Source organism: Rummeliibacillus pycnus, from assembly GCF_044359855.1.
Taxonomy (GTDB): Bacteria; Bacillota; Bacilli; order Bacillales_A; family Planococcaceae; genus Rummeliibacillus; species Rummeliibacillus pycnus_A.
On record NZ_CP132291.1, the window covers coordinates 4,299,211 to 4,319,476 of the forward strand.

Below are 20,266 nucleotides of genomic sequence, written 5' to 3' on the forward strand. Positions count from 1 at the left end.
TAGTGATGTTAAGTAAATTGTGGATTTTATTATGGTAAAATAAATTATCAATGATAAAAATTGGATAAAAGATAATGCGAAAAGGATGGTAAAAACTTTATGAAACAACGAAGTAAGAAATTCAAAAAAGTTATCGTTATGTCAATGATCCTTGCATGCAGCTTAGTATATGGGACAGTAGGAGCTTCAGCGACAAGTAACGTTACATCTACAAGTAAAGCGGTTAAAACAGCAAGTACTACACCGGTAGTTTCAAAAAAAGGAGTAATCACTTTACCTAAGAAATTTAAAACAAAAACAGTTATGAGCGAATTAAGACCAGAAGCTGCAAAACTAATCAAAATTTACGGTACTTCTTTAGGTGACGGAAACACAGATAATTTTAAAGTATATGCGAAAAAACACTTAGTGACCAAAACAGATACTAACTATATGCTCGGATACGGTTATTCGTTGGATAAATACAAATATAAAGTAAAAGATGCACGTAAAGCGAATTCAAAAGCAGACATTGCAAACTATTCTAAGGCAGTAAAAAAAGTCACAACATCTCAAATAAAAAATGAAGATTCTTATGTTGGTACTGGGTTTGCAACTTTTGAGTTTTCTTTCCAACCAAAAAACTATAGCCCAATGAACAGAATCAACGTTTATTTGAAATTTAACCAATTACAAAATGGAAAGTATGTATTAGAAACTATAAGCTATTTTTAAATCAAGCGAAATGTTAGATTCTAGACTAACAGTTGACTAAAAGGTTTAATTTTAAATAGGTTACAAGATTTAGTGTTGCTCAGGTTTTTTATCTAAAAGTTTAAAATAATACGAGCTTCATTTTAACAAAATAGAAAATTAGCGATACGACTTAATCAAAATTATGTGTTATTTTCACATAATTTTAGTTAAGTCGTATTTTGCATTAGCAAAATAATCAATTAAACCATTCAATTTTAGTAATTCAACAACATATTGAAGATAACTTTTCTATGGTTGTGAAAACTACGATTCCTGTGGTAAAAAGTGAGGATTTTTATGAATGGACTCATGCTGTTAGGTGACAGTCACTCGCTCAATCGACGATTTTATAAGTATGAAATAGGAGAAGTATCAATAAAGTGTTCTAACATAAATCAGATTAATTACTACTCATAAAGAGTATCTAGAAATGAATAAATTTTTATTATCTAGATTATTTAAATTGAGGGATATGCTTGTATAATTTATATCATTCTTTTGCGAAAGTTTTATAGAAGAAGGGCAGTTTTGTTGAATAAGAATAAGTTGTGGTATGCATGAAGTAAATAATTTCTGTAACACCAATACTATAAATGCAAATAATTCTATAATTGAAATAGAAATAATTAGTGGTCTTCTTTTTTATATTGAATTTTAATTTAATATAGTATAATATTTAGAAAATTCTATATAAAAGCTGTGAAAAGAAGAGTAAACATCCGTACTATCTACAGAGACCTCTGGTAGCTGAAAAAGAGGGATAGGAAATGTGTTGAAACAAGGCTTGGAGCTGTGCATTGGATTTGTTTGTTGGAACAATGATGATGCAACGTATTCTCACGTTAAAGAGATAGAGTATCGCAGGTAATTTATTTACAAAGCCGTACTTGATAAGGCCTCTACAGCAATGTAGAGATGAACTGGGGTGGCACCGCGATATGACTCGCCCCCAAGATAACTATCTTGGGGGTGAGTTTTTTTATTTTGTTTTACAAACAAATAAAATAGGAGTGGTGATTATGTCCAGATGGAAGTATCCTTTAATACTATTAGGGGGAATAGGCATTTCAAATGTGGGTGCATGGGTTTACCTAATCGCACTAAATTTAATTATATTGAATGAAACAGGTTCCCCACTTGCAATTGCTTTATTATATATACTACGTCCAATTGCAACTATATGTTCGAATGCTTGGGCAGGTAGTTTAATTGATCGGGTAAATACTCGACAACTTATGATGGGATTAGATGTTTTTCGAGCAATATGTATTGCGTTAATTCCATTCTCACCTTCACTTATTTATGTTTATGTACTAGCGTTTATCATTAATATGGGAAGTGCTATTTTCGAACCTACATCTATGGTTTATATGACTAAACTAATACCTGATAAAGATCGGCAACGTTTTAATGCACTACGTAGTTTTATCAACTCTTGTGGTTCACTAATAGGTCCTACTATTGCTGGGATTTTATTTTGGATGGGTACTCCTTATACTGCCATCCATGTGAATGCAGTGGCGTTATTTTTTTCGGCACTTATTATAATGATGCTACCTAATGTTGATTCAAGACTCAAAGAGACAGAGAAGCAAAGATTTACATGGAATTTGATAAAAAATGATTTTCGGGTTGTTTTTAATTTCAGTAAGGGAAATAGCTATGTCACAAAGATATATTTATTATTTAGTGGTACTACTATATTCATGACTGCAATAGATTCTCTCGAGGCAGCATTTGCTAAAGGAGTACTTTCAATTTCAGACACCAATTATGGGTTTTTACTAAGTATCTTTGGAGCTGGAATAATAATAGGATCAATTATTAATTCAGTATTTTCAAAACAACTTGCAGTTAATCTTTTAATAGGTATTGGTACCATTTTTACCTCAATAGGTTATATAGTACTTTATAGTTCGAGTGGCTTTTTTAATGCAGCGCCGGGTGTATTTTTAATGGGGATTGCTGTAACGTTCGCTAATACAGGGTATTTGACTTTCTACCAAAATCATGTTCCTGTGAGGATGATGGGAAGATTCGGAAGCATCTTTAGTGTCATTGAAGCAGGTTTCATTGTTGCTTTAACGGTTTTAATAGGTTTAGCCGCTGAATTAACTTCGATCCGTCTGGTGGGGTTAATAGGTTCATTTGCCTTCTTCCTATTAGGGTTATTGGCATTGAAAGCTGTATCAGGTGCTAAACGGCAGGAATATTTTAAAAAAGGTGCTTCTTCTTTAAACAGTTAATTATAAAAAGGCTTGATCGAAAAAAGTAATCGGCAAGCCTTTTACTGTTCCAGATTTATAGTTATTGAACTAAAGGGGAAGGGTAGTGGAAGAAGGTGTTTAATACCTTACTGAAGAATATATGGGAGAGTAGAATTAAACTACAAAAGGAGAAATGATTATGACAAAACAATTTTGGATCAACTTGCCGGTTAAAGATACAAATAAATCAAAAGAGTTTTATAGCAAACTTGGATTTTCGACTAATACACCACTTGGCAATAGCGATCAAGTGCAATTAGTCATCGGAGATAATAATGCTACCGTAATGCTTTTTCCTATTTCCACTTTCGAAAATTTTACCAAGCATGAAATAGTCGATACAAAACAAGCTACTGAAGTATTATTTTCCATTGATGCAGACAGCAAAGAAGAAGTAGATGATATAGCGAAGAGGGCAGTAGAGGCTGGAGGTACAATTTTTGGTGCCCCCTCTGAGAACCAAGGTTGGATGTACGGATTTGGTTTTGCTGATTTAGATGGTCACCGCTGGAATGTGTTGTATATGGATATGAGCAAGATGCCGAAGGGTTAAGAAATAGAAACCACTGGTACCTAAAATCAATCTGGTACTGTTACTCAGATTCACAAATATTTAGGATAAAACCATCTTCAAATTAAATTGAAACGAGGTAGCATAACTATGTTTATACCTAAACATTTTGAAATCAAAAATAAAGATATTATTTATGACTTTATTGAAAGGTTCAGCTTCGCGACAGTATTTTCTCAGAATAAAGGAGAACCCTACGCTACTCATCTTCCACTGATATTAAATAAAGATGAAAATTCTTTATATGGTCATTTTGCACGAGCGAATGGACAGTGGAAGGATGTAGAAGACAAACAAGTTCTTGTGGTTTTTCAAGGTCCACACTGTTATATTTCACCTTCTTGGTACGAAACAACTAAAGCAGTACCTACTTGGAATTATGTAGCTATACATTTATATGGAATGATGGAGATACTTGAAGATGACAAAGTGATATTTGATTCTTTAAATAACTTAGTAAATAAATATGAAAGTCCTGATAGTCCATACAATTTGGGCACAGTTGAACCTAGTTTTATTGAGGGAATGAGTAAGGGGATTGTAGCGTTCAAAATTAAAATTACAAAAATTGAAGCAAAAGCTAAACTAAGTCAGAATCACCCTGTGGAAAGACAGAAGTTAATTATCGAACAATTAGAAAAGACTTCTAATCAAGAAAATATACAAGTAGCATCCCTTATGAGGGAAAATCTCAAAAATTAAAGATAACAATACTCGAATTCAAATAAAACTAAACAACCAGTCGCCGATTCTTATCGACAACTGGTAGGATGATGCTTTTTTGAGACTGTCTCATTTAAAGGATTCAGTCCCATCCCAACCTCAAAAAAATAATCGATAGCAAAATTACATAATATTAGAATTTAATACTAAAGATTATCTTTTCATTCTTAAATCATATGGGAATTGTCTGGGTTTTTGACACCTACATCAAACTTTGAAACAGTTTTTTCAAGATCTTCCGCCATTTTATTAAGTCTTAAAACGGCATGAAGGATATCTTGATTGTAGTTTTCTTGTTCTATTGTTCGGTCGACAACACTTTCTGTTGCCTTTGCTGCCTTATTTGCAAGCATCGTCGTTTCCATGACTCCTGCTGTAATTTCCTCCGAGAATGCTGACATTTCTTCTGAAGTTACAGAAACTTGTTTCGTATGAGATACTACGCCATGAATAGAGTGGAGAATACTTTCAAATGATTTTCCAGCTTCTTCAACAGCTTGTATACCGTCTTCGACATTTTCTGTTACAACATTCATTGTTTGTACTGTTAAACTCGTATCAACATTTATTTTAGAAATCAAATCCGATATGCTATTTGCTGATTTTTCAGATTGCTCAGCTAGCTTTCTTACTTCTTCAGCTACTACAGCAAAGCCCTTTCCGGATTCACCAGCTCTCGCCGCTTCAATCGCAGCATTTAATGCAAGTAGATTCGTTTGTGAAGCAATGTCACGAATGATATTTATAATAAGTGAAACTTCATTTGATTGATTTTCAAGTTTTTTAATTGCATTTGCCGATAATTGAACAGATTGATGAATAACATTCATTTGATGAATTACTTTTTCAATATTACTATTTCCGAGCTCTACATTTTGTAAGTTAATCGAAGATAATTGAGATACATTTGAAGAAGCTTCAGCAATTTGTTGAATACCCTCTGACATTTGCTCTAATGTAACAGAGCTTTCCTCCGAGCTTTTATACTGTGCATGCGCTCCTGCAGATACTTCCTGAACGGACGCAGAAATTTGGCTAATTGCTTCACTTGCCTTCTCGCTACTTTTAGCCACTGAATTGGTCGTGTCAATTAACTGTTTGGACCCAACGTTGATGCCAAGAATAATATTTTGTAAATCTAATACCATCTGTTTAAATGCTTGTGTTAAAAGTCCAATTTCATCTTTTCGACCTGTTTCTATCACGACAGTTAAATCACCATTACCAACTTTTCTCACTTGTGATGTTAATTTTCGTATAGGTTTCGTTAAATAATTTGTGAAGAAGTAAACAATGCAAATTCCTACTATTAAGATAATCAGTGTAATAGTAATAATTTTCATTTTATTGGCATCCATGGCTTTATAAACAGCTGTTGCGTCCAAATCTGCTCCCAATAATCCAATCACTTCTCCAGACTTATTTTTTATCGGAGCATAAATAGCTAGTACAGCACCATATTTTGCATCATTTGATAACTGAAATTGTACTTTCCCTGTTTCAAATACTTGTTTCATTTTAGGATATGATTCTGGTGATTCCTCTTGAACACCAATCGTTGATTCCTCACTTGGCGTACTATCTACCATATAGTAGTATTCGTAGTCTCCACCCTTTTTCACACGAGACATCGTATACAAACTAGATACATCATAAAACTCTTTAACAGAGCCTAGTTCTTTTTGTAATTCTAGATAATACCCTTCCTTTTTAGCACCAATTTCTAAATTTTGATAACCTTTATCATCTATCTTAGCGATTGCATGATCAATCATAGCTAAGTTTTGTTGACCAACAGACTCTTTCACTAGATCTAACGATGAACGATAAACAAAAACGCTAATCAGAAAACACGAAATAACAAGTAAAATTGAAAAAACCATTAACATTTTAATCTTTAAGCTACTTCTCATCGATGAACTCCCTTTGATTATTTTAATACTCCATTTCCTACTTTGGACATATCCCCAAATTTAAGAATATCAGGAGTTATAAATTTTTCAATATTTTCCTGAGTAAAAAGTTGGTATTTTCAAAAAATTATTTTACTTGTTTGTTTATAATAAAGCTTGATTTAAAATCATCTCTACTCTATAGATTTCTACGAGGTGGGGGTGAGATGATCTTTTTTATTGGATATTTATGTTAATATCACTATAAAGATTGTGAAGAAATGTACTTTAAAAAGAAAAGTAATAAATATAAATTCAGCAACTATTAGGAGGGGAATTATGCTGATAACTCAACAATGGAATCAAGAAGATAATGAATTTATTCGGAAAAAAGTAATTGAACATAATCTTTCTAAGCTACCTGATGATGTAAAACATCCAGTCAAGAATATTAGCTTTATTCTTAGGGATGAAGGAGGAGAAATTTTAGGGGGCATAACAGGAACAATTTTCTGGTATAACTTACATATTGATTACCTATGGGTTGATGAATCACTTAGGGGTAAAGGATATGGGAAAGAGTTATTAAATTGTATAGAAAACATAGCTAGAGAGAACCGGTGCAAACTAATTCAACTTGATACGTTTAGCTTTCAAGCCCCAAATTTCTATCAAAAGAATGGTTATGAAATAGTAGGTGTAATTGAAGAACATCCAAACAAAGAAAATCAGCAGTATTACCTAAAAAAGAAACTAACTTATTGATAAATTAAAAAGCGAGACTTTAGATGATATTCAATTAACGTGTGCGTTTCTGCAATAAGTTGAGACGCTTTTTTACTAATGTGGCAGTTTAGTTGAAGATGAAAAGAGTATTTTTAGGTGCATATTGAAGTTAATGTTAAAATAGATTTTTTTCAAAATAGTGGATTTTGATGTTTTATTTCAACAAAAGGTAAGTGAACAAAATAGTTAAGATCGCTTCACTTTAAGTACGTAATTTATGATGAATTTAAGAAAAACTTAAGAAAAACTTAAGATTTACCCTACCTTTTTCTTAATTAGTTTTACCTATAATATTTTAAGTAAAGCAGAACAAGGAGGAAACTTAAGGTGAAGAAGTGGGGTTTTTTATTAATTTTTATATTATGTCTAGGTGTTAAAGCCTTTAATATAGTACCGTTCTTTCAAGGTGAAAAAGATATTATAATAACTGCTCATAATGAGAATGATAAAGTAGAAGGTAGGACAGCTTCTGAAAATACACAAAAAGTAGAAATTTTAGCAGAACAGATCTATCAAGGAAATTTGCTTTTGGTCAACAGTAAGTACCCGATTCACTCTGAAAGTATAAAATCAGATGTCGTCAATTTAAATGCTCGCAATGAATTGGTAAAAGGATACAGCTTGTTTAATAACGAAACATATTTATCAGAAGAAATAGCACATAAATTTTCGAATATGACTCTTGATGCGGAAGAAGATGGAGTTTCTAGTTTTTTAATTTCGAGTGGTTTTCGAAATTTTGGCGAACAAAATAAACTTTATAAGGAAATGAGTTCCAATCGTGCCTTGCCAGCAGGTTACAGCGAACACAATTTAGGTTTATCGCTTGATGTAGGAAGTAGCCAAGGGAAGATGGAGGTAGCACCTGAGGGAAAATGGATTAAAGAGAACGCTTGGAAATACGGGTTTACTCTACGTTATCCAGAGGATAAAACGGACATAACGGGAATTCAATATGAACCATGGCATATCCGCTATGTCGGTTTACCACATAGTGCGATTATGAAAGAAAAGAATTTTGTTTTAGAGGAATATTTAGACTTTATAAAAGAAGAAAAACATATTTCTGCTACAGTAAATGGTCAAAAATATGAGGTCTTTTATTATCCAGTTACAGAAAATACCACTATTAATGTGCCAGCCAATCTTCGTTATGAGGTATCGGGCAATAATACGGATGGTGTGATTGTGACAGTATTTCCTGATAATGTGTAGAAACTCAAGGAAGGTAAGTGTGCGGAATAAACTGAACAAAATTGATGAACGAGTATTATGGTACAGGCACTATTTGCCTTGAATGTGTATGCTTTAGTCAAAATCATTCTGTTCAAGTTTAAATCGATTAATTTCTGAGGAATCTGGGAAACCCCGATGTGAAATTTTTAAATTATCTTTGAAAATATACTTATTTCTCAGCCTCGTATATTTTCATATTTAAATTTAAAGAACTTTATTATTACTTTACAAAATCCAGCTTCAGTTACCAACCCTAGGGTACAACTTAGTTGTGTACAGAAACACTTTCGAGTGGATGAACCGAGCATCAGTTTAATATCTATGGTAAGGTTTAGCTTTTTTGTACTCTTCCTACCTTAATTATAACATATAAGAAATGCTCAATATAAGACTGTTTATTCTCATTTACTACTGCTAAAATCGATAACACACTAATGGTTAGGAGAGATGTAGATGAGTTCTTTGGTTATCGATTTTCAGGAGATAGAAAAAACACAGCTATTGCTTGTTGGCGGAAAAGGGTTGAATTTAGGGGAATTATCAAAAATTCAAGGAATACAAGTACCACAAGGATTTTGTGTTACAACAGTGGGATATCAAAAAGCCATCGAACAAAACGAAACGTATCATACTTTGTTGGATCGACTAACAATGCTAAAAGTAGAAGAACGAGATCAAATTGGTGAAATCAGCAGTAAGATTCGACAAATCATTATGGAAGTAGAAATTCCTTCCGATGTTGCGTGCGCAGTTGCTGACTATCTCACTAAGTTTGGCGATGACCATGCTTATGCAGTGCGTTCTAGTGCAACCGCTGAAGATTTGCCACATGCCTCCTTTGCTGGTCAACAAGACACCTATTTAAATATCATCGGAAAAGAAGCTATCTTGCAGCATATCAGAAAATGTTGGGCTTCTCTATTTACGGATCGAGCGGTAATATACCGAATACAAAATGGTTTTAACCACAGACAAGTATATTTATCCGTTATCGTTCAAAGGATGGTTTTCCCACAGGCTTCAGGGATTTTATTTACCGCTGATCCGATTACCTCTAACCGAAAGTTACTATCAATCGATGCAAGTTTTGGGCTTGGAGAAGCACTAGTCTCAGGGGTGGTATCTGCAGATTGTTATAAAGTACAGGAAGATATAATCGTCGATAAGATGATAGCAACAAAAAAATTGGCTATCTATGCACGAAAAGAAGGCGGAACAGAGACCGTGCCGATCGATTCTGATCAGCAAAATACTCAAACACTTACTGAACAACAAATCTTACAACTAGCACGCATCGGAAGACAGATCGAAGCTTATTTTGGTTGCCCGCAAGATATCGAATGGTGTTTGGTTGATGACACATTTTATATTGTACAGAGTCGCCCAATCACGACTCTTTTCCCCGTTCCTGAAGTGAATGATCAAGAAAATCACGTCTATATATCTGTTGGTCATCAACAAATGATGACCGATCCCATGAAACCACTTGGATTGTCTTTTTACCTGTTAACGACTCGTGCGCCTATGCGTAAAGCAGGTGGAAGATTGTTTGTTGAAGTCACGCACCAACTGGCTTCACCTGTCAGTAGAAGCATTTTATTAAATACCATGGGACAACACGATCCGCTTATGAAAGACGCACTCATGACTATAATAGAGCGAGATTTTATAAAATTGCTACCAAATGAAAAGGAAGAACAGAGTCCCGGTAAAAGCAATAAAGGTGTGTCGCATGCGGATTCGGAAGCACAAATCGAAAGTGACCCGGCAATCGTTACTGATTTGATCAAAAGTAGTCAAACATCGATAGAAGAGTTAAAACAAAACATCCAAACGAAATCAGGGTCGGATTTATTTAATTTTATTCTAGAAGATATCAAGGAATTACAGAAGATATTATTTAACCCACAGAGTACGCGTTTATTTATGGCAGCTATAAATGCTTCAACATGGATCAATGAAAAAATGAACGAGTGGTTAGGTGAAAAAAACGTAGCAGACACACTTTCTCAATCTGTACCAAACAATATTACTTCTGAAATGGGTCTAGCCCTATTGGATGTAGCAGATGTGATTCGTCCTTATCCAGAAATAATTGATTATTTACAACATGTAAAAGATGATAACTTTTTGGATGAACTGATTAAGTTTGATGGTGGGCACGATACCCGAGACGCAATAATAGCTTATCTCAGCAAATACGGAATGCGATGTGCCGGAGAAATCGATATTTCTAGAACTCGATGGAGTGAAAAACCAATTACACTTGTCCCCATGATTCTAAATAACATCAATAACTTAGAGCCAAATGCCAGCAATCGGAAATTTGAGCAAGGGCTTCGTGTTGCTTTGAAAAAGGAACAAGAGTTAATAGAGCGATTGAAGCAATTACCGGATGGTGAACAAAAAGCTAAAGAAACAAAACGAATGATCGATCTAATCCGGAATTTCATCGGTTATCGGGAATATCCGAAATACGGAATGGTTAGTCGCTACTTCGTTTATAAGCAGGCTTTAATGAAAGAAGCAGAACAACTCGTACAAAAGGGCATAATTCATGAAAAAGAAGATATATACTATCTCACTTTTGAAGAACTTCACGAAGTCGTACGCACAAATAAATTAGATTACCAGATCGTAAGCTTTCGAAAAGACGAGTACAAATTATATGAAAAACTAACTCCACCACGCGTTATCACGTCAGATGGTGAAATCAGTGTAGGGGAGTACAAACGAGAAAATCTCCCATCCGAAGCTATTGTAGGTCTACCTGTTTCATCCGGAGTTATAGAGGGAAGAGCACGTGTCACCTTAAACATAGAAGAAGCTAATTTAGAAGATGGAGATATATTAGTCACCTCCTTTACTGACCCTAGTTGGACACCATTGTTTGTATCCATAAAAGGCCTAGTCACCGAAGTTGGTGGACTGATGACCCATGGAGCAGTTATCGCCCGTGAATACGGATTACCAGCAGTTGTCGGAGTGGAAAATGCTACCAAACTGATAAAAGATGGGCAACGAATTCGCGTGCATGGAACAGAAGGATATATCGAAATATTGTAATTGCTGAATACATCCAGCACCGCTCCAGTGGATACCAAGGCACTGAAAAAGTAAAAGTAGCTTGATTATTATGATAATAATCTTGTATGACCACTTCATTCAATAGCAGATATATACTATAAATATTTGTATTACTACAGTTTTTCAGAGGTCTCGTGGATACTAGAGCGGTGTCTCACAATCTTTCCATTGGGTCAAAAAGTTGGTGCCAACTTTATCGGTGGTGCATATCCTAAAAAGAATTACCGATTAACCATACCTATTGAAACATTGTCTATGGAGCGGAAGATGGCGAGTCATCGAAAATGCATTCGCATTTCCTTCGTGCGATGTTATTTCAGAGAGGTACATTCATAGTCCTGCGGGAAAGCGAGACAGGTGAGCCCGCGGAAAGCGCCATCTGGAGCGTCGTACTAGTGAACAGTAAATTGAGCTAAAAAATAATTGTAAAATTGCATTTCATTAAAAAGAATGTTACTCTAAAAATAGAATTATGAGAGGACTGATGGATGAATAATGATTAACTAATCTGTATTTAAAAATTTGAAATTAATAACTTCAAACTACAAAATATAGGGTTAGTCTGTCCATTTTTACAAATCAGTTCATTCTTTATTTGTCATGATTCCAATGATTAATAAGAACTTACTAAGTATACGTGAAATACTAATCCTTCCGATTACAAATTGGGAGGATTTTTTTATTCTCCTATAGGTAAGTTAATGCTTTTTAATCCGTAACTGTAACCTAACAAATAAAGGAGAGAGAAAAATGAGTGATTCAGACACTATTGTTACACATGTAATGCTCTATATAAGTCGTTAATATCCATCAAACTTATATAGAGGAATAAAAAAATGATGGATATTCCGACTTTATATGAAATGTTTGATATATAAAGGAGGAATTATTATGTCAATGATAAATGTTCAAGACTTAACTTTTTCATACCCAGGTAGCTTTGATAATATTTTTGAAGGTGTAAACTTTCAAATAGATACGGATTGGAAACTAGGGTTTATAGGTAGAAACGGACGAGGTAAAACGACATTCTTTAATTTATTATTAGGTAATTATGAGTATAGTGGGAAAATCACTTCTTCCGTGGAATTTAATTATTTCCCTTACCCAGTTTCGGATAAGAACAAGTTCACTCATGAAATCCTTGAAGAAATTTGTCCCCAAGCAGAAGATTGGGAATTTCTACGTGAAATATCCTATTTAAATGTTGATGCCGAAGCCTTATATCGACCATTTAACACATTATCAAATGGAGAACAAACAAAGGTGTTGCTTGCTGCACTGTTTTTGAATGAGGGTCAATTTCTATTAATTGATGAGCCAACCAATCATCTAGACACTGATGCACGAAAGATGGTCTCTGATTATCTAAGGAAGAAAAAAGGGTTTATTTTGATTTCACATGACAGAATCTTTTTAGATGGATGTGTTGACCATATCTTGTCTATAAATAGAGCAAATATTGAAGTGCAAAGTGGCAACTTTTTTTCTTGGAAGTTAAATTTTGATAGACAGCAAGAATACGAAGAGGCTACAAATGAGCGTCTACAAAAAGACATAGGGAGATTAAAAAAGTCTGCAAAGTCGTCAGCAGGTTGGTCTCATCAAGTGGAAGCTTCCAAAAATGGAACAACGAATTCAGGATCTAAGTTAGATAAGGGTTTTGTAGGACATAAAGCCTCCAAGATGATGAAGAGAGCGAAGAACCTTGAAGCAAGGCAACAAAAAGCAATTGAAGAAAAGTCAAAATTACTAAAAAATGTGGAGAAAACTGAGTCGTTAAAACTAGAACAATTAAAATTTCAGTCAAATGAATTGGTTGTTTTGACTGATGTTTCTGTTAAGTATGATGACCAAATAGTAAATGAACCAATTAGCTTCAAAGTTGAACAAGGGGACCGAATTATACTTGATGGAAAGAATGGAAGCGGGAAAAGTAGTATCCTAAAACTAATTCTAGGAAATCAAATACAGCATACAGGCTCAGTTAATTTAGGTTCAGGACTCATCATTTCCTATGTCCAACAAGATACTTCTCATTTGAAGGGATCGTTATCGGACTTTATTGAAGAGCATGAGATTGATGAGACGTTATTTAAATCTATTCTACGTAAGATGGATTTTGAACGAATTCAATTTGAGAAAGATATCTCTAATTATTCAGGTGGACAAAAGAAAAAGCTGCTTATCGCTAAAAGTTTATGTGAAAAAGCTCATTTATATATATGGGATGAACCATTAAATTTTATTGATATTTATTCGCGTATGCAGATTGAAGAGCTTATTCAACAATTTAATCCCACAATGGTTATTGTTGAGCATGATAAGGCATTTCAAGAAAAAGTTGCAACAAAAACTATATCTATAAAATATAATCAGTAAATCAAGTCATTAAACTATAAGGAGCTTTAATGGAGTGATGAAAAAAGCCTAATTTCTCTACAATAAATTGAGAAATTAGGCTTTTTGTTTTTGGGAAAGGAACCTACAGTGTAAAAAACAATAGTCTAAACAGATTTACCATAGTAAGCTAGTCATGACCTGTTTAAGAATCAGATTTGGATTTGATTCTCCTTCTTTTGTACGCCATGCTACAAAACCATCTGGTCTTATCAATACAGCTCCATGAGGAGTAACATCGTACAATGTTTCCCAGCTATCCTCACGCTCAACCAAATCTCCCTGTGAACCGATACTATAAACATTAATCGTGATACCTAAGTGAGAAGATACATTCTGAGCAGCAGTGTGCCACAGACTATTATTTTCCCCCGTAAACAAGACAAAATTTCCATCTATTAAATCTAGCGTAGATATACACTTACCTTGATAATTTACCCACAAATGCGGTGCGCGTGTTCCTGGTCTTCCGTTTAGCTCTAACCGATCCATTCTATGTGTAGTTGGTTCTTGTTCGATAACGGCTTTCGAGGAATATTTATAACCTACAGTAACTGCAAGATGATCCATATTATTGAGGGTACTTATTCCTTTATTTACAGCACTAAACAACAAATCACTGGCATATTTCGTTGTTACCTGCACAGCGTGGTGTCTTTCATCATGATAAGTTTCGAGCAATCTTGGATGGGCTTGTTTGTGTATCACTGCCGCCAATTTCCAAGCTAAATTATGAGCATCTTGAATACCTGTATTCGAACCGAATCCTCCTGTTGGTGGCATGAGATGAGCTGAATCTCCAACTAGAAAGACTCGATTATCTTGAAATCTAGTGGCTGTTCTTTCAACAGCTGCCCAAGGTAAAGTACTCAAGATGACAAAATCAAGATCGGGTACCCCTATAGCTTTTTTAATAATCTCACGGCATCTTTCTTCAGTAAAATCTTCAGGACGATCTCCCTTCGAAGGATCATAAGCGACATGATAAATCCATTGATCTCGATTATTCACTGTGATAAGTGCGCCAAATACTTCCGGATTCAAGACTTGATAAAAACCAAACTGGCTTCCTTGCAGAAAAGTGCTTAAGTCCGCCTGGAAATAGATATTAATATAATGGCCACCTATGACTCCTCTTCCTGTAGTTGGAATTCCTATATGCTTACAGATTGAACTTTTGGCTCCATCTGCAGCAATTAAATAATCACTTCGAATGATTTCTTCCGTTCCTGTGTTTCGATCAATTATAGTAGCTGTTACCCCTAAATCATCTTGTTGATACGTCACAAGCTCGGTATTAAAGCGTATATGTCCTTTTCCTTTTTCAGCAGCTTGAAGGAGGATAGGTTCTAAATTCATTTGATAACAAGATGCTGCTTTTGAAGGGCTAATCTTTTCAATCATTTTAACTATTTTATTGTCGATTTCCTTCTGAGTACTCTCACCTTGTTTTAATTCTGCTAGGTCTATGTCTTTGATTGTTTCTACAGCAATACGCCCACGAATATTATCTAATGGTTTACTCGTAGTACGGATAGCTTCCTCTAATCCTAATTGGCGAAATAATTCCATCGTACGAAAAGTTATCCCTCCTGCTTTTGGATGAATAGCTGTATCAGCATGTTTTTCAACGAGTAAATAATCAATGTTATGACGTGCAAGAAATAGGGCAGAGGTAAGTCCAGTAAGTCCTCCCCCAACAATTAAAACTGAGACATGCTTGTGCTTCATAAACATTTTCCTTTCAATATTATATTTATCCATGGATTTTACTGAATTCAGTAATCAAACTATAAAATAAAAATCAAAGAAATTGTAGACTTTTTTTGCGTTATGGTTTATTATATAAAATTTATTACGCCCTAAAAACAGAAAGAGATTTCTTTTTTGACTGTAATACTCGATCTTATTGGAATATATAAACTAATAGATACAACTAAAATGCTATAAAATTCATATATAAAATTTCAATTTCTTATGGAAAAAGCTACTGAACCTATTCAGTAGCTTTTTCTCTTTTTTTAAGATATATATGTTATTCGTTTTAGTTAACATATTAGGTTGATGGACATGTGAAGCTACCCCTGTTTAAAAAGTTAAATCGTTTATACAAATGATGATCCGAATCTTTTGTGTGATTTCAGTTTTTTATTGAACAGACAGAGTGGTTCTGAATGGGGTAACAAATGATTGGTATGGTCATATTTGATTGCTCTAATGTATAATTAGGTTGAGAATATTCCGAAAATGGAGGTGTGCCAATATGATTGCAGTACCAACTGAACACTTTACTCTTATAAAAAAAGATCTTAAAGAAGCGCCAACTTTTGTACATAGTGTATTAGATTTAATTATTGAAGGTTCTGTATATGCAGATTCCGATAAATATAAATCATTGCTCATTCAAACAGCTTCAGGATTGTATTTTGTTACAGGGTATTCTTCAAACGAGCTGTTTCTAAAAAGCGTTAGTATTTTTGAAAAATCAGTTATTCAAGGTAAAAGATTCACATTATTTTCTAATGAAAGTACCTGGAATCAGTTGATTGAAAAGTATTTAGAAAATAAAGTAAAAAAAATAGAACGGTATTCTTTTTCTTTTGATTTATTAACATATAAAAATAGAAAAAGAAATAACTTTAAAGATTATGAAGTCTTCAAAATTAATAATTACATAATTGAACATTCTTTAGAATTTGATAAGAAATACTATGATGAATATTGGGATTCTACAGAGAATTTCCTTCAAAATGGGATTGGTTTTTGTGTATTAGAGAGAGAAAAGATAATTAGTGAAGGAGTTTCAATTTTTAAATCTGAAAACTATGCAGAAATAGATATAATAACAGACTCGAATTACAGAGGAAAAGGGTTAGCAAGTATTGTTGCTGAACAATTTATTGATTATTGCCTCTCCGAAAACATTCAACCTCGCTGGGATTGCGATGTTGATAACGGTGCTTCAATAAATTTAGGTAGTAAATTAGGTTTTATCAATCCCAAAAAATATGCTGTCTATATTATCAAATAGTTTGTGTTAATATAACTTTTTCTTTCAACTCGCTATTCTTCAATGTTTCTATAGAGAAAATGAATCGTGCCTTCTTTAGCTAAAGGGCCATTTAATTGAATAACGCATATTACGAAAAAATTAAAAATATGGATATTTATGGTAAAATGGATATGAGATTATGAACAGAGGTATTTAAACTAATGGACAGGGTAGTTCAAGAAGGTAATGAATTCTTCAGAGATAAAGTAGAGGTTGAACATGAATCAATTATTTTTGTCATTAAACGAAGCAGGTTTGATGTATAAGGGGCATACAGATCATGAAGATGTTGATTTCATTCTTTTTGAAACAGATGAGAATGGAACAACACACTCAGTGGAAGTGAATACATTCCAAATGCTATTCGGGGGTAAAGAGAGAAATCCTACCTATGAAGCTTTGTCGGGAACACATACTTTTAAATTTAGAGATACTCAATATGCTATGACTGCTGAGGAAATGGGTTATCAAAAGTATTTCGACCAATGGAAGAAGCAAGGCTTGTTTAAATCTTAACCAATAAATTGGTGCGTTTGTTCAAGAAGAACTAAATGACTTTTGGATTGAGACCATATTTTAATTATTCCATTATAGGGCGCTTTTATGTAACAAGAAACAGCGCTTATCATTAAAGGGCCATTTTGTTAAAGAAATCTTTTTTATAAAAGGGAGGGAAATCAATGAGAAAATTTACCGTTATGGCTGTTTTATTGTTTGTTTTTATAATAAGTGGTTGTAATGGCATACTTACCAAAAATACAGATGGAAATGGAGTTTTAACAGGAAACAAGCCTCCAAAAGTAAATATAGAGATTGACAGAGAAACATATGAAACTAAACTGGGTTCATATTGTTGGGGACCTAAATCTAATGGAAAAGCCGAATGTGCTGATACTGCTGGTCCAGTAGAATTACTAAAAGGTAAAGAGCCTATACAAGTACAGGCTGGTGAGAAAATCACATTGAAAATGGATTACAAACCGAAGCCCAACGAAGTTCATCTAACACAGATAAAAAATGAGAATGAAATGCAAATTGAGGTAAATGATAATCAGTTTATAGCCCCTAATGAAAAAGGTACTTATTTTTATGCCTATGATGTCTGGTGGATGGACGAGGAAGATAGAAATTTATCTCATGGTGATGCATTTTATGCTTTTGTCCTAGAAGTTAAATAATCGGACACTTTAATTGAGTAATGAAAAAATCCTAATTTCTTCGCGTTAAATTGAGAAATTAGGCTTTTTAATATTGAAATTTCCTAAACGTTGTAGATCCGCATTTTCCTGACGGTACCCCTATAGAAGTATTATTAATTATTCAATAATCGGGCGCTTTTCTGAAACAAAGAAAGTGTCTTTCTACAATTAAAGGCCCATATTCTTGAATAACAGGTATATTGTATAATAGTTATATATTTTACATTTTATACAAATTCCGGAGTGTAGATAATGAATTTGATTTGTGAGTCCGAAAAATTAGATAATTATTTACTCGAATTAAATGAAGTTAATTATTCTAACCCAATTATAAAAAAGAAAGCAGTAGAACTTTTCAATTCATCTCAAACCGAAATAGAAAAAGCTAAAATAGCTTTTGATTTTGTTCGTGATGAAATTTCTCATTCTTGGGATATTCAATCGAAAGATGTTTCTTGTAATGCTTCAGAAGTTTTAAAGATTAAAGAGGGTATTTGCTATGCAAAATCACACCTCTTAGCTTCCTTATTACGTTTAGAGGGGATACCTACTGGTTTTTGTTATCAGAGATTGATGTTGTCTGATATACCTGAAAAAGGGTATTGTATTCACGCTTTAAATGCTATCTACTTTAAATCACTTAATAAATGGATTAGGGTAGATGCTCGTGGAAATAAAAAGGGAATTAATGCCCAATTTTCAATTGAAGAGGAAAAATTAGCTTTTCGTGTTAGTGAAGAATTTGATGAAAAGGACTATCCCGTTATCTATACTAAGCCTCATCCTAAAATTGTGTCTGTTTTAAAAGAACATACGAATGCATTAGAAATGTATAAGTATCACTTACCCTCAAGTTTGTAATTGTTCTACTAAAAGTTGTCGAATTACCTTAACTTTCATAATAGAATTACTCCATTAAATGGCCTTTTATCTAAAAAGGCACAATTCTTTTTCAAGAATAGCGCCCGATAATTGAAATTCTTAAGCTACTGAAAATGGCTATCAATTAGTGAACTCTTGATTAATTTTGGGGCAAGAAATGCGACACTTTAAAAACCGTTACTTGTTAATATTTTTTGCTTTGTTGTTAACAGGGTGTGTAAGTGTAGAAAAAGAAAAAACTTTAGAAAAGGAAAAATCGCCATTAACTACGCAAATAACCATTGAGTCATATAACATGAGCGAGAAAGAAAAACCTTCTTATTAGCAAGACAGGTGTGGGGCAAATTGAATTTTTCAAGCTGAATGGCACTCCGAAAGAAGATGATGAATTGCAATTTTCAGTAGAGGTATTTAAAAATGGTAAGTTTAAAGAGGAATTGCTAAAGACTTGGGATGGATCTGAAACAAAATATCAAGACAGCTTCATATCGTTTGGAATAAGTGACATCGAAAATGATGGCCATTCTTTAAAACTAATCATTGGTACATCATCTGGGATTGCTACAACGATTTATTCAAATAACATGAAATCTTCTTCTTTCAGTAAGCTAGTCGGCGAAAAAGTTACTTTAGAAAAAAATAAACCTGTTTACTTAGCAGCGTGGCTAGGCACTACTAAAAATGAACTGAGTTCTGGTGGAGGCGAAAATGGGGAACTACCCTCGGGTATTGAAGAAGCTGAACTCACATTTTTATACAAAGTTTTATGGACCGATAAAGAAACGAAATAATTTCCGGCTTATCCAACAATCAGGCGCGTTTCTCTAAGAAATCCGTCTGTTTTCATTTAAGGGCAATTTAATTGAATAGGGAAGGAATTATTAGAAAGTAAATCGAAGTAAAAGTACTAACAAAGACTGTTAAGAATTATGAGGTGAAGAAATGAAAAAGCAAAGAATTATTGGACAAACAAAGGATGTCGGATTTCAAGTCGGAGTTAGAAGAACTTTTTCAATTTCACAGGAGAAAGCTTGGGAGCTTATTACTTCTAAGGAAGGATTAGATTTATGGTTGGGTGAGAGTACTAGCATCATTCTTGAACCAGGTCAGAAATATTTAGCGAAAACGGGTGCAGGGGAAATTCGGATTGTTAAACCGTTACAACAGCTTCGCCTAACATGGCAAAAAGAGGAATGGGAAAAACCCTCAACAGTTCAAGTCCGTATTATATCGAAAGCAAGTAATAAAACAACGATTAGTTTTCATCAAGAAAAGCTTGCCGATAAGAATTTTCGAGAGGAAATGAAAGTATATTGGGGAGAAATTCTAGATGGAATAACGGAAAGGCTGCAAAATTAATTCGATTTAGACAAAGAAGGGTTGATGTGAAGTAGAATGCTTGCCCACTCGACTGAGTTTATAGTACGCAAAACCAT

Annotated in this window: 16 protein-coding genes and 1 other annotated feature; of the genes, 14 read left to right on the top strand and 2 right to left on the bottom strand. The window is 33.8% G+C overall.

Annotated elements, in window-relative coordinates:
• Positions 1-99: 99 nt before the first annotated feature.
• The 4 genes from Q8X41_RS20920 to Q8X41_RS20935 all read left to right on the top strand — a co-directional run bounded on the left by Q8X41_RS20920 (position 100) and on the right by Q8X41_RS20935 (position 4,275).
• Positions 100-714 carry a hypothetical protein gene (locus tag Q8X41_RS20920; RefSeq protein WP_397538178.1) on the top strand — a complete coding sequence of 205 codons (615 nt, stop codon included), beginning with the start codon at positions 100-102 and terminating at the stop codon, positions 712-714.
• A gap of 711 nt (positions 715-1,425) precedes the next feature.
• Positions 1,426-1,689 (top strand) — a binding site (T-box leader).
• A 65-nt stretch (positions 1,690-1,754) separates the two neighbouring features.
• A complete protein-coding gene (locus Q8X41_RS20925; protein ID WP_397538179.1) occupies positions 1,755-2,981 on the top strand; it encodes an MFS transporter in 1,227 nt (408 codons plus the stop codon).
• A 160-nt stretch (positions 2,982-3,141) separates the two neighbouring features.
• A complete protein-coding gene (locus Q8X41_RS20930; RefSeq protein ID WP_397538180.1) occupies positions 3,142-3,555 on the top strand; it encodes a VOC family protein in 414 nt (137 codons plus the stop codon).
• A 108-nt stretch (positions 3,556-3,663) separates the two neighbouring features.
• The gene (locus Q8X41_RS20935) at positions 3,664-4,275 is read left to right on the top strand and encodes an FMN-binding negative transcriptional regulator (RefSeq protein ID WP_397538181.1); all 612 of its coding nucleotides are present in this window, start codon (positions 3,664-3,666) and stop codon (positions 4,273-4,275) included.
• Between the two features lie 188 nt (positions 4,276-4,463).
• Here the strand turns inward: Q8X41_RS20935 and Q8X41_RS20940 are convergent, their stop codons facing one another.
• Positions 4,464-6,209, bottom strand: coding sequence for a methyl-accepting chemotaxis protein (locus tag Q8X41_RS20940; protein WP_397538182.1), 1,746 nt, complete (start codon positions 6,207-6,209; stop codon positions 4,464-4,466).
• A gap of 318 nt (positions 6,210-6,527) precedes the next feature.
• Between Q8X41_RS20940 and Q8X41_RS20945 the strand changes: the two genes are divergently transcribed.
• The 4 genes from Q8X41_RS20945 to Q8X41_RS20960 all read left to right on the top strand — a co-directional run bounded on the left by Q8X41_RS20945 (position 6,528) and on the right by Q8X41_RS20960 (position 13,679).
• Complete coding sequence (locus Q8X41_RS20945; RefSeq protein WP_397538183.1) at positions 6,528-6,953, top strand: GNAT family N-acetyltransferase; 426 nt, start codon at positions 6,528-6,530, stop codon at positions 6,951-6,953.
• A gap of 348 nt (positions 6,954-7,301) precedes the next feature.
• Positions 7,302-8,189 (top strand): VanY-A/VanY-F/VanY-M family D-Ala-D-Ala carboxypeptidase, encoded by an 888-nt coding sequence (vanY, locus tag Q8X41_RS20950; RefSeq protein ID WP_397538184.1) that lies wholly within the window; start codon positions 7,302-7,304, stop codon positions 8,187-8,189.
• Positions 8,190-8,663: 474 nt separating this feature from the next.
• Complete coding sequence (gene ppsA / locus Q8X41_RS20955; RefSeq protein ID WP_397538185.1) at positions 8,664-11,276, top strand: phosphoenolpyruvate synthase; 2,613 nt, start codon at positions 8,664-8,666, stop codon at positions 11,274-11,276.
• 912 nt (positions 11,277-12,188) lie between these two features.
• Complete coding sequence (locus Q8X41_RS20960) at positions 12,189-13,679, top strand: Lsa family ABC-F type ribosomal protection protein (RefSeq protein ID WP_397538186.1); 1,491 nt, start codon at positions 12,189-12,191, stop codon at positions 13,677-13,679.
• A gap of 135 nt (positions 13,680-13,814) precedes the next feature.
• Here Q8X41_RS20960 and Q8X41_RS20965 read toward each other — a convergent pair whose 3' ends face one another.
• Positions 13,815-15,428 carry an FAD-dependent monooxygenase gene (locus Q8X41_RS20965; RefSeq protein ID WP_397538187.1) on the bottom strand — a complete coding sequence of 538 codons (1,614 nt, stop codon included), beginning with the start codon at positions 15,426-15,428 and terminating at the stop codon, positions 13,815-13,817.
• Between the two features lie 532 nt (positions 15,429-15,960).
• Here Q8X41_RS20965 and Q8X41_RS20970 point away from each other — a divergent pair.
• The 6 genes from Q8X41_RS20970 to Q8X41_RS20995 all read left to right on the top strand — a co-directional run bounded on the left by Q8X41_RS20970 (position 15,961) and on the right by Q8X41_RS20995 (position 20,189).
• A complete protein-coding gene (locus tag Q8X41_RS20970) occupies positions 15,961-16,728 on the top strand; it encodes a GNAT family N-acetyltransferase (protein WP_397538188.1) in 768 nt (255 codons plus the stop codon).
• Between the two features lie 240 nt (positions 16,729-16,968).
• Complete coding sequence (locus Q8X41_RS20975) at positions 16,969-17,265, top strand: hypothetical protein (protein ID WP_397538189.1); 297 nt, start codon at positions 16,969-16,971, stop codon at positions 17,263-17,265.
• A 164-nt stretch (positions 17,266-17,429) separates the two neighbouring features.
• Entirely contained in the window at positions 17,430-17,927 is a 498-nt protein-coding gene (locus Q8X41_RS20980; RefSeq protein WP_397538190.1) for a hypothetical protein, read from the top strand.
• Positions 17,928-18,200: 273 nt separating this feature from the next.
• Positions 18,201-18,809: a transglutaminase family protein gene (locus Q8X41_RS20985; protein WP_397538191.1), complete on the top strand. Its 609-nt coding sequence runs from the start codon at positions 18,201-18,203 to the stop codon at positions 18,807-18,809.
• Between the two features lie 356 nt (positions 18,810-19,165).
• Complete coding sequence (locus Q8X41_RS20990) at positions 19,166-19,621, top strand: hypothetical protein (protein WP_397538192.1); 456 nt, start codon at positions 19,166-19,168, stop codon at positions 19,619-19,621.
• A gap of 151 nt (positions 19,622-19,772) precedes the next feature.
• A complete protein-coding gene (locus Q8X41_RS20995; protein ID WP_397538193.1) occupies positions 19,773-20,189 on the top strand; it encodes an SRPBCC domain-containing protein in 417 nt (138 codons plus the stop codon).
• Positions 20,190-20,266 lie beyond the last annotated feature (77 nt).

What these genes read in the sequence shown, in the direction of transcription:
- Q8X41_RS20920 (WP_397538178.1), top strand. Translation starts at nt 100, where the DNA reads ATGAAACAACGAAGTAAGAAATTCAAAAAAGTTATCGTTATGTCAATG.
- Q8X41_RS20925 (WP_397538179.1), top strand. Translation starts at nt 1,755, where the DNA reads ATGTCCAGATGGAAGTATCCTTTAATACTATTAGGGGGAATAGGCATT.
- Q8X41_RS20930 (WP_397538180.1), top strand. Translation starts at nt 3,142, where the DNA reads ATGACAAAACAATTTTGGATCAACTTGCCGGTTAAAGATACAAATAAA.
- Q8X41_RS20935 (WP_397538181.1), top strand. Translation starts at nt 3,664, where the DNA reads ATGTTTATACCTAAACATTTTGAAATCAAAAATAAAGATATTATTTAT.
- Q8X41_RS20940 (WP_397538182.1), bottom strand. Translation starts at nt 6,209, where the DNA reads ATGAGAAGTAGCTTAAAGATTAAAATGTTAATGGTTTTTTCAATTTTA.
- Q8X41_RS20945 (WP_397538183.1), top strand. Translation starts at nt 6,528, where the DNA reads ATGCTGATAACTCAACAATGGAATCAAGAAGATAATGAATTTATTCGG.
- ppsA (WP_397538185.1), top strand. Translation starts at nt 8,664, where the DNA reads ATGAGTTCTTTGGTTATCGATTTTCAGGAGATAGAAAAAACACAGCTA.
- Q8X41_RS20960 (WP_397538186.1), top strand. Translation starts at nt 12,189, where the DNA reads ATGTCAATGATAAATGTTCAAGACTTAACTTTTTCATACCCAGGTAGC.
- Q8X41_RS20965 (WP_397538187.1), bottom strand. Translation starts at nt 15,428, where the DNA reads ATGAAGCACAAGCATGTCTCAGTTTTAATTGTTGGGGGAGGACTTACT.
- Q8X41_RS20970 (WP_397538188.1), top strand. Translation starts at nt 15,961, where the DNA reads ATGATTGCAGTACCAACTGAACACTTTACTCTTATAAAAAAAGATCTT.
- Q8X41_RS20975 (WP_397538189.1), top strand. Translation starts at nt 16,969, where the DNA reads ATGAATCAATTATTTTTGTCATTAAACGAAGCAGGTTTGATGTATAAG.
- Q8X41_RS20980 (WP_397538190.1), top strand. Translation starts at nt 17,430, where the DNA reads ATGAGAAAATTTACCGTTATGGCTGTTTTATTGTTTGTTTTTATAATA.
- Q8X41_RS20985 (WP_397538191.1), top strand. Translation starts at nt 18,201, where the DNA reads ATGAATTTGATTTGTGAGTCCGAAAAATTAGATAATTATTTACTCGAA.
- Q8X41_RS20995 (WP_397538193.1), top strand. Translation starts at nt 19,773, where the DNA reads ATGAAAAAGCAAAGAATTATTGGACAAACAAAGGATGTCGGATTTCAA.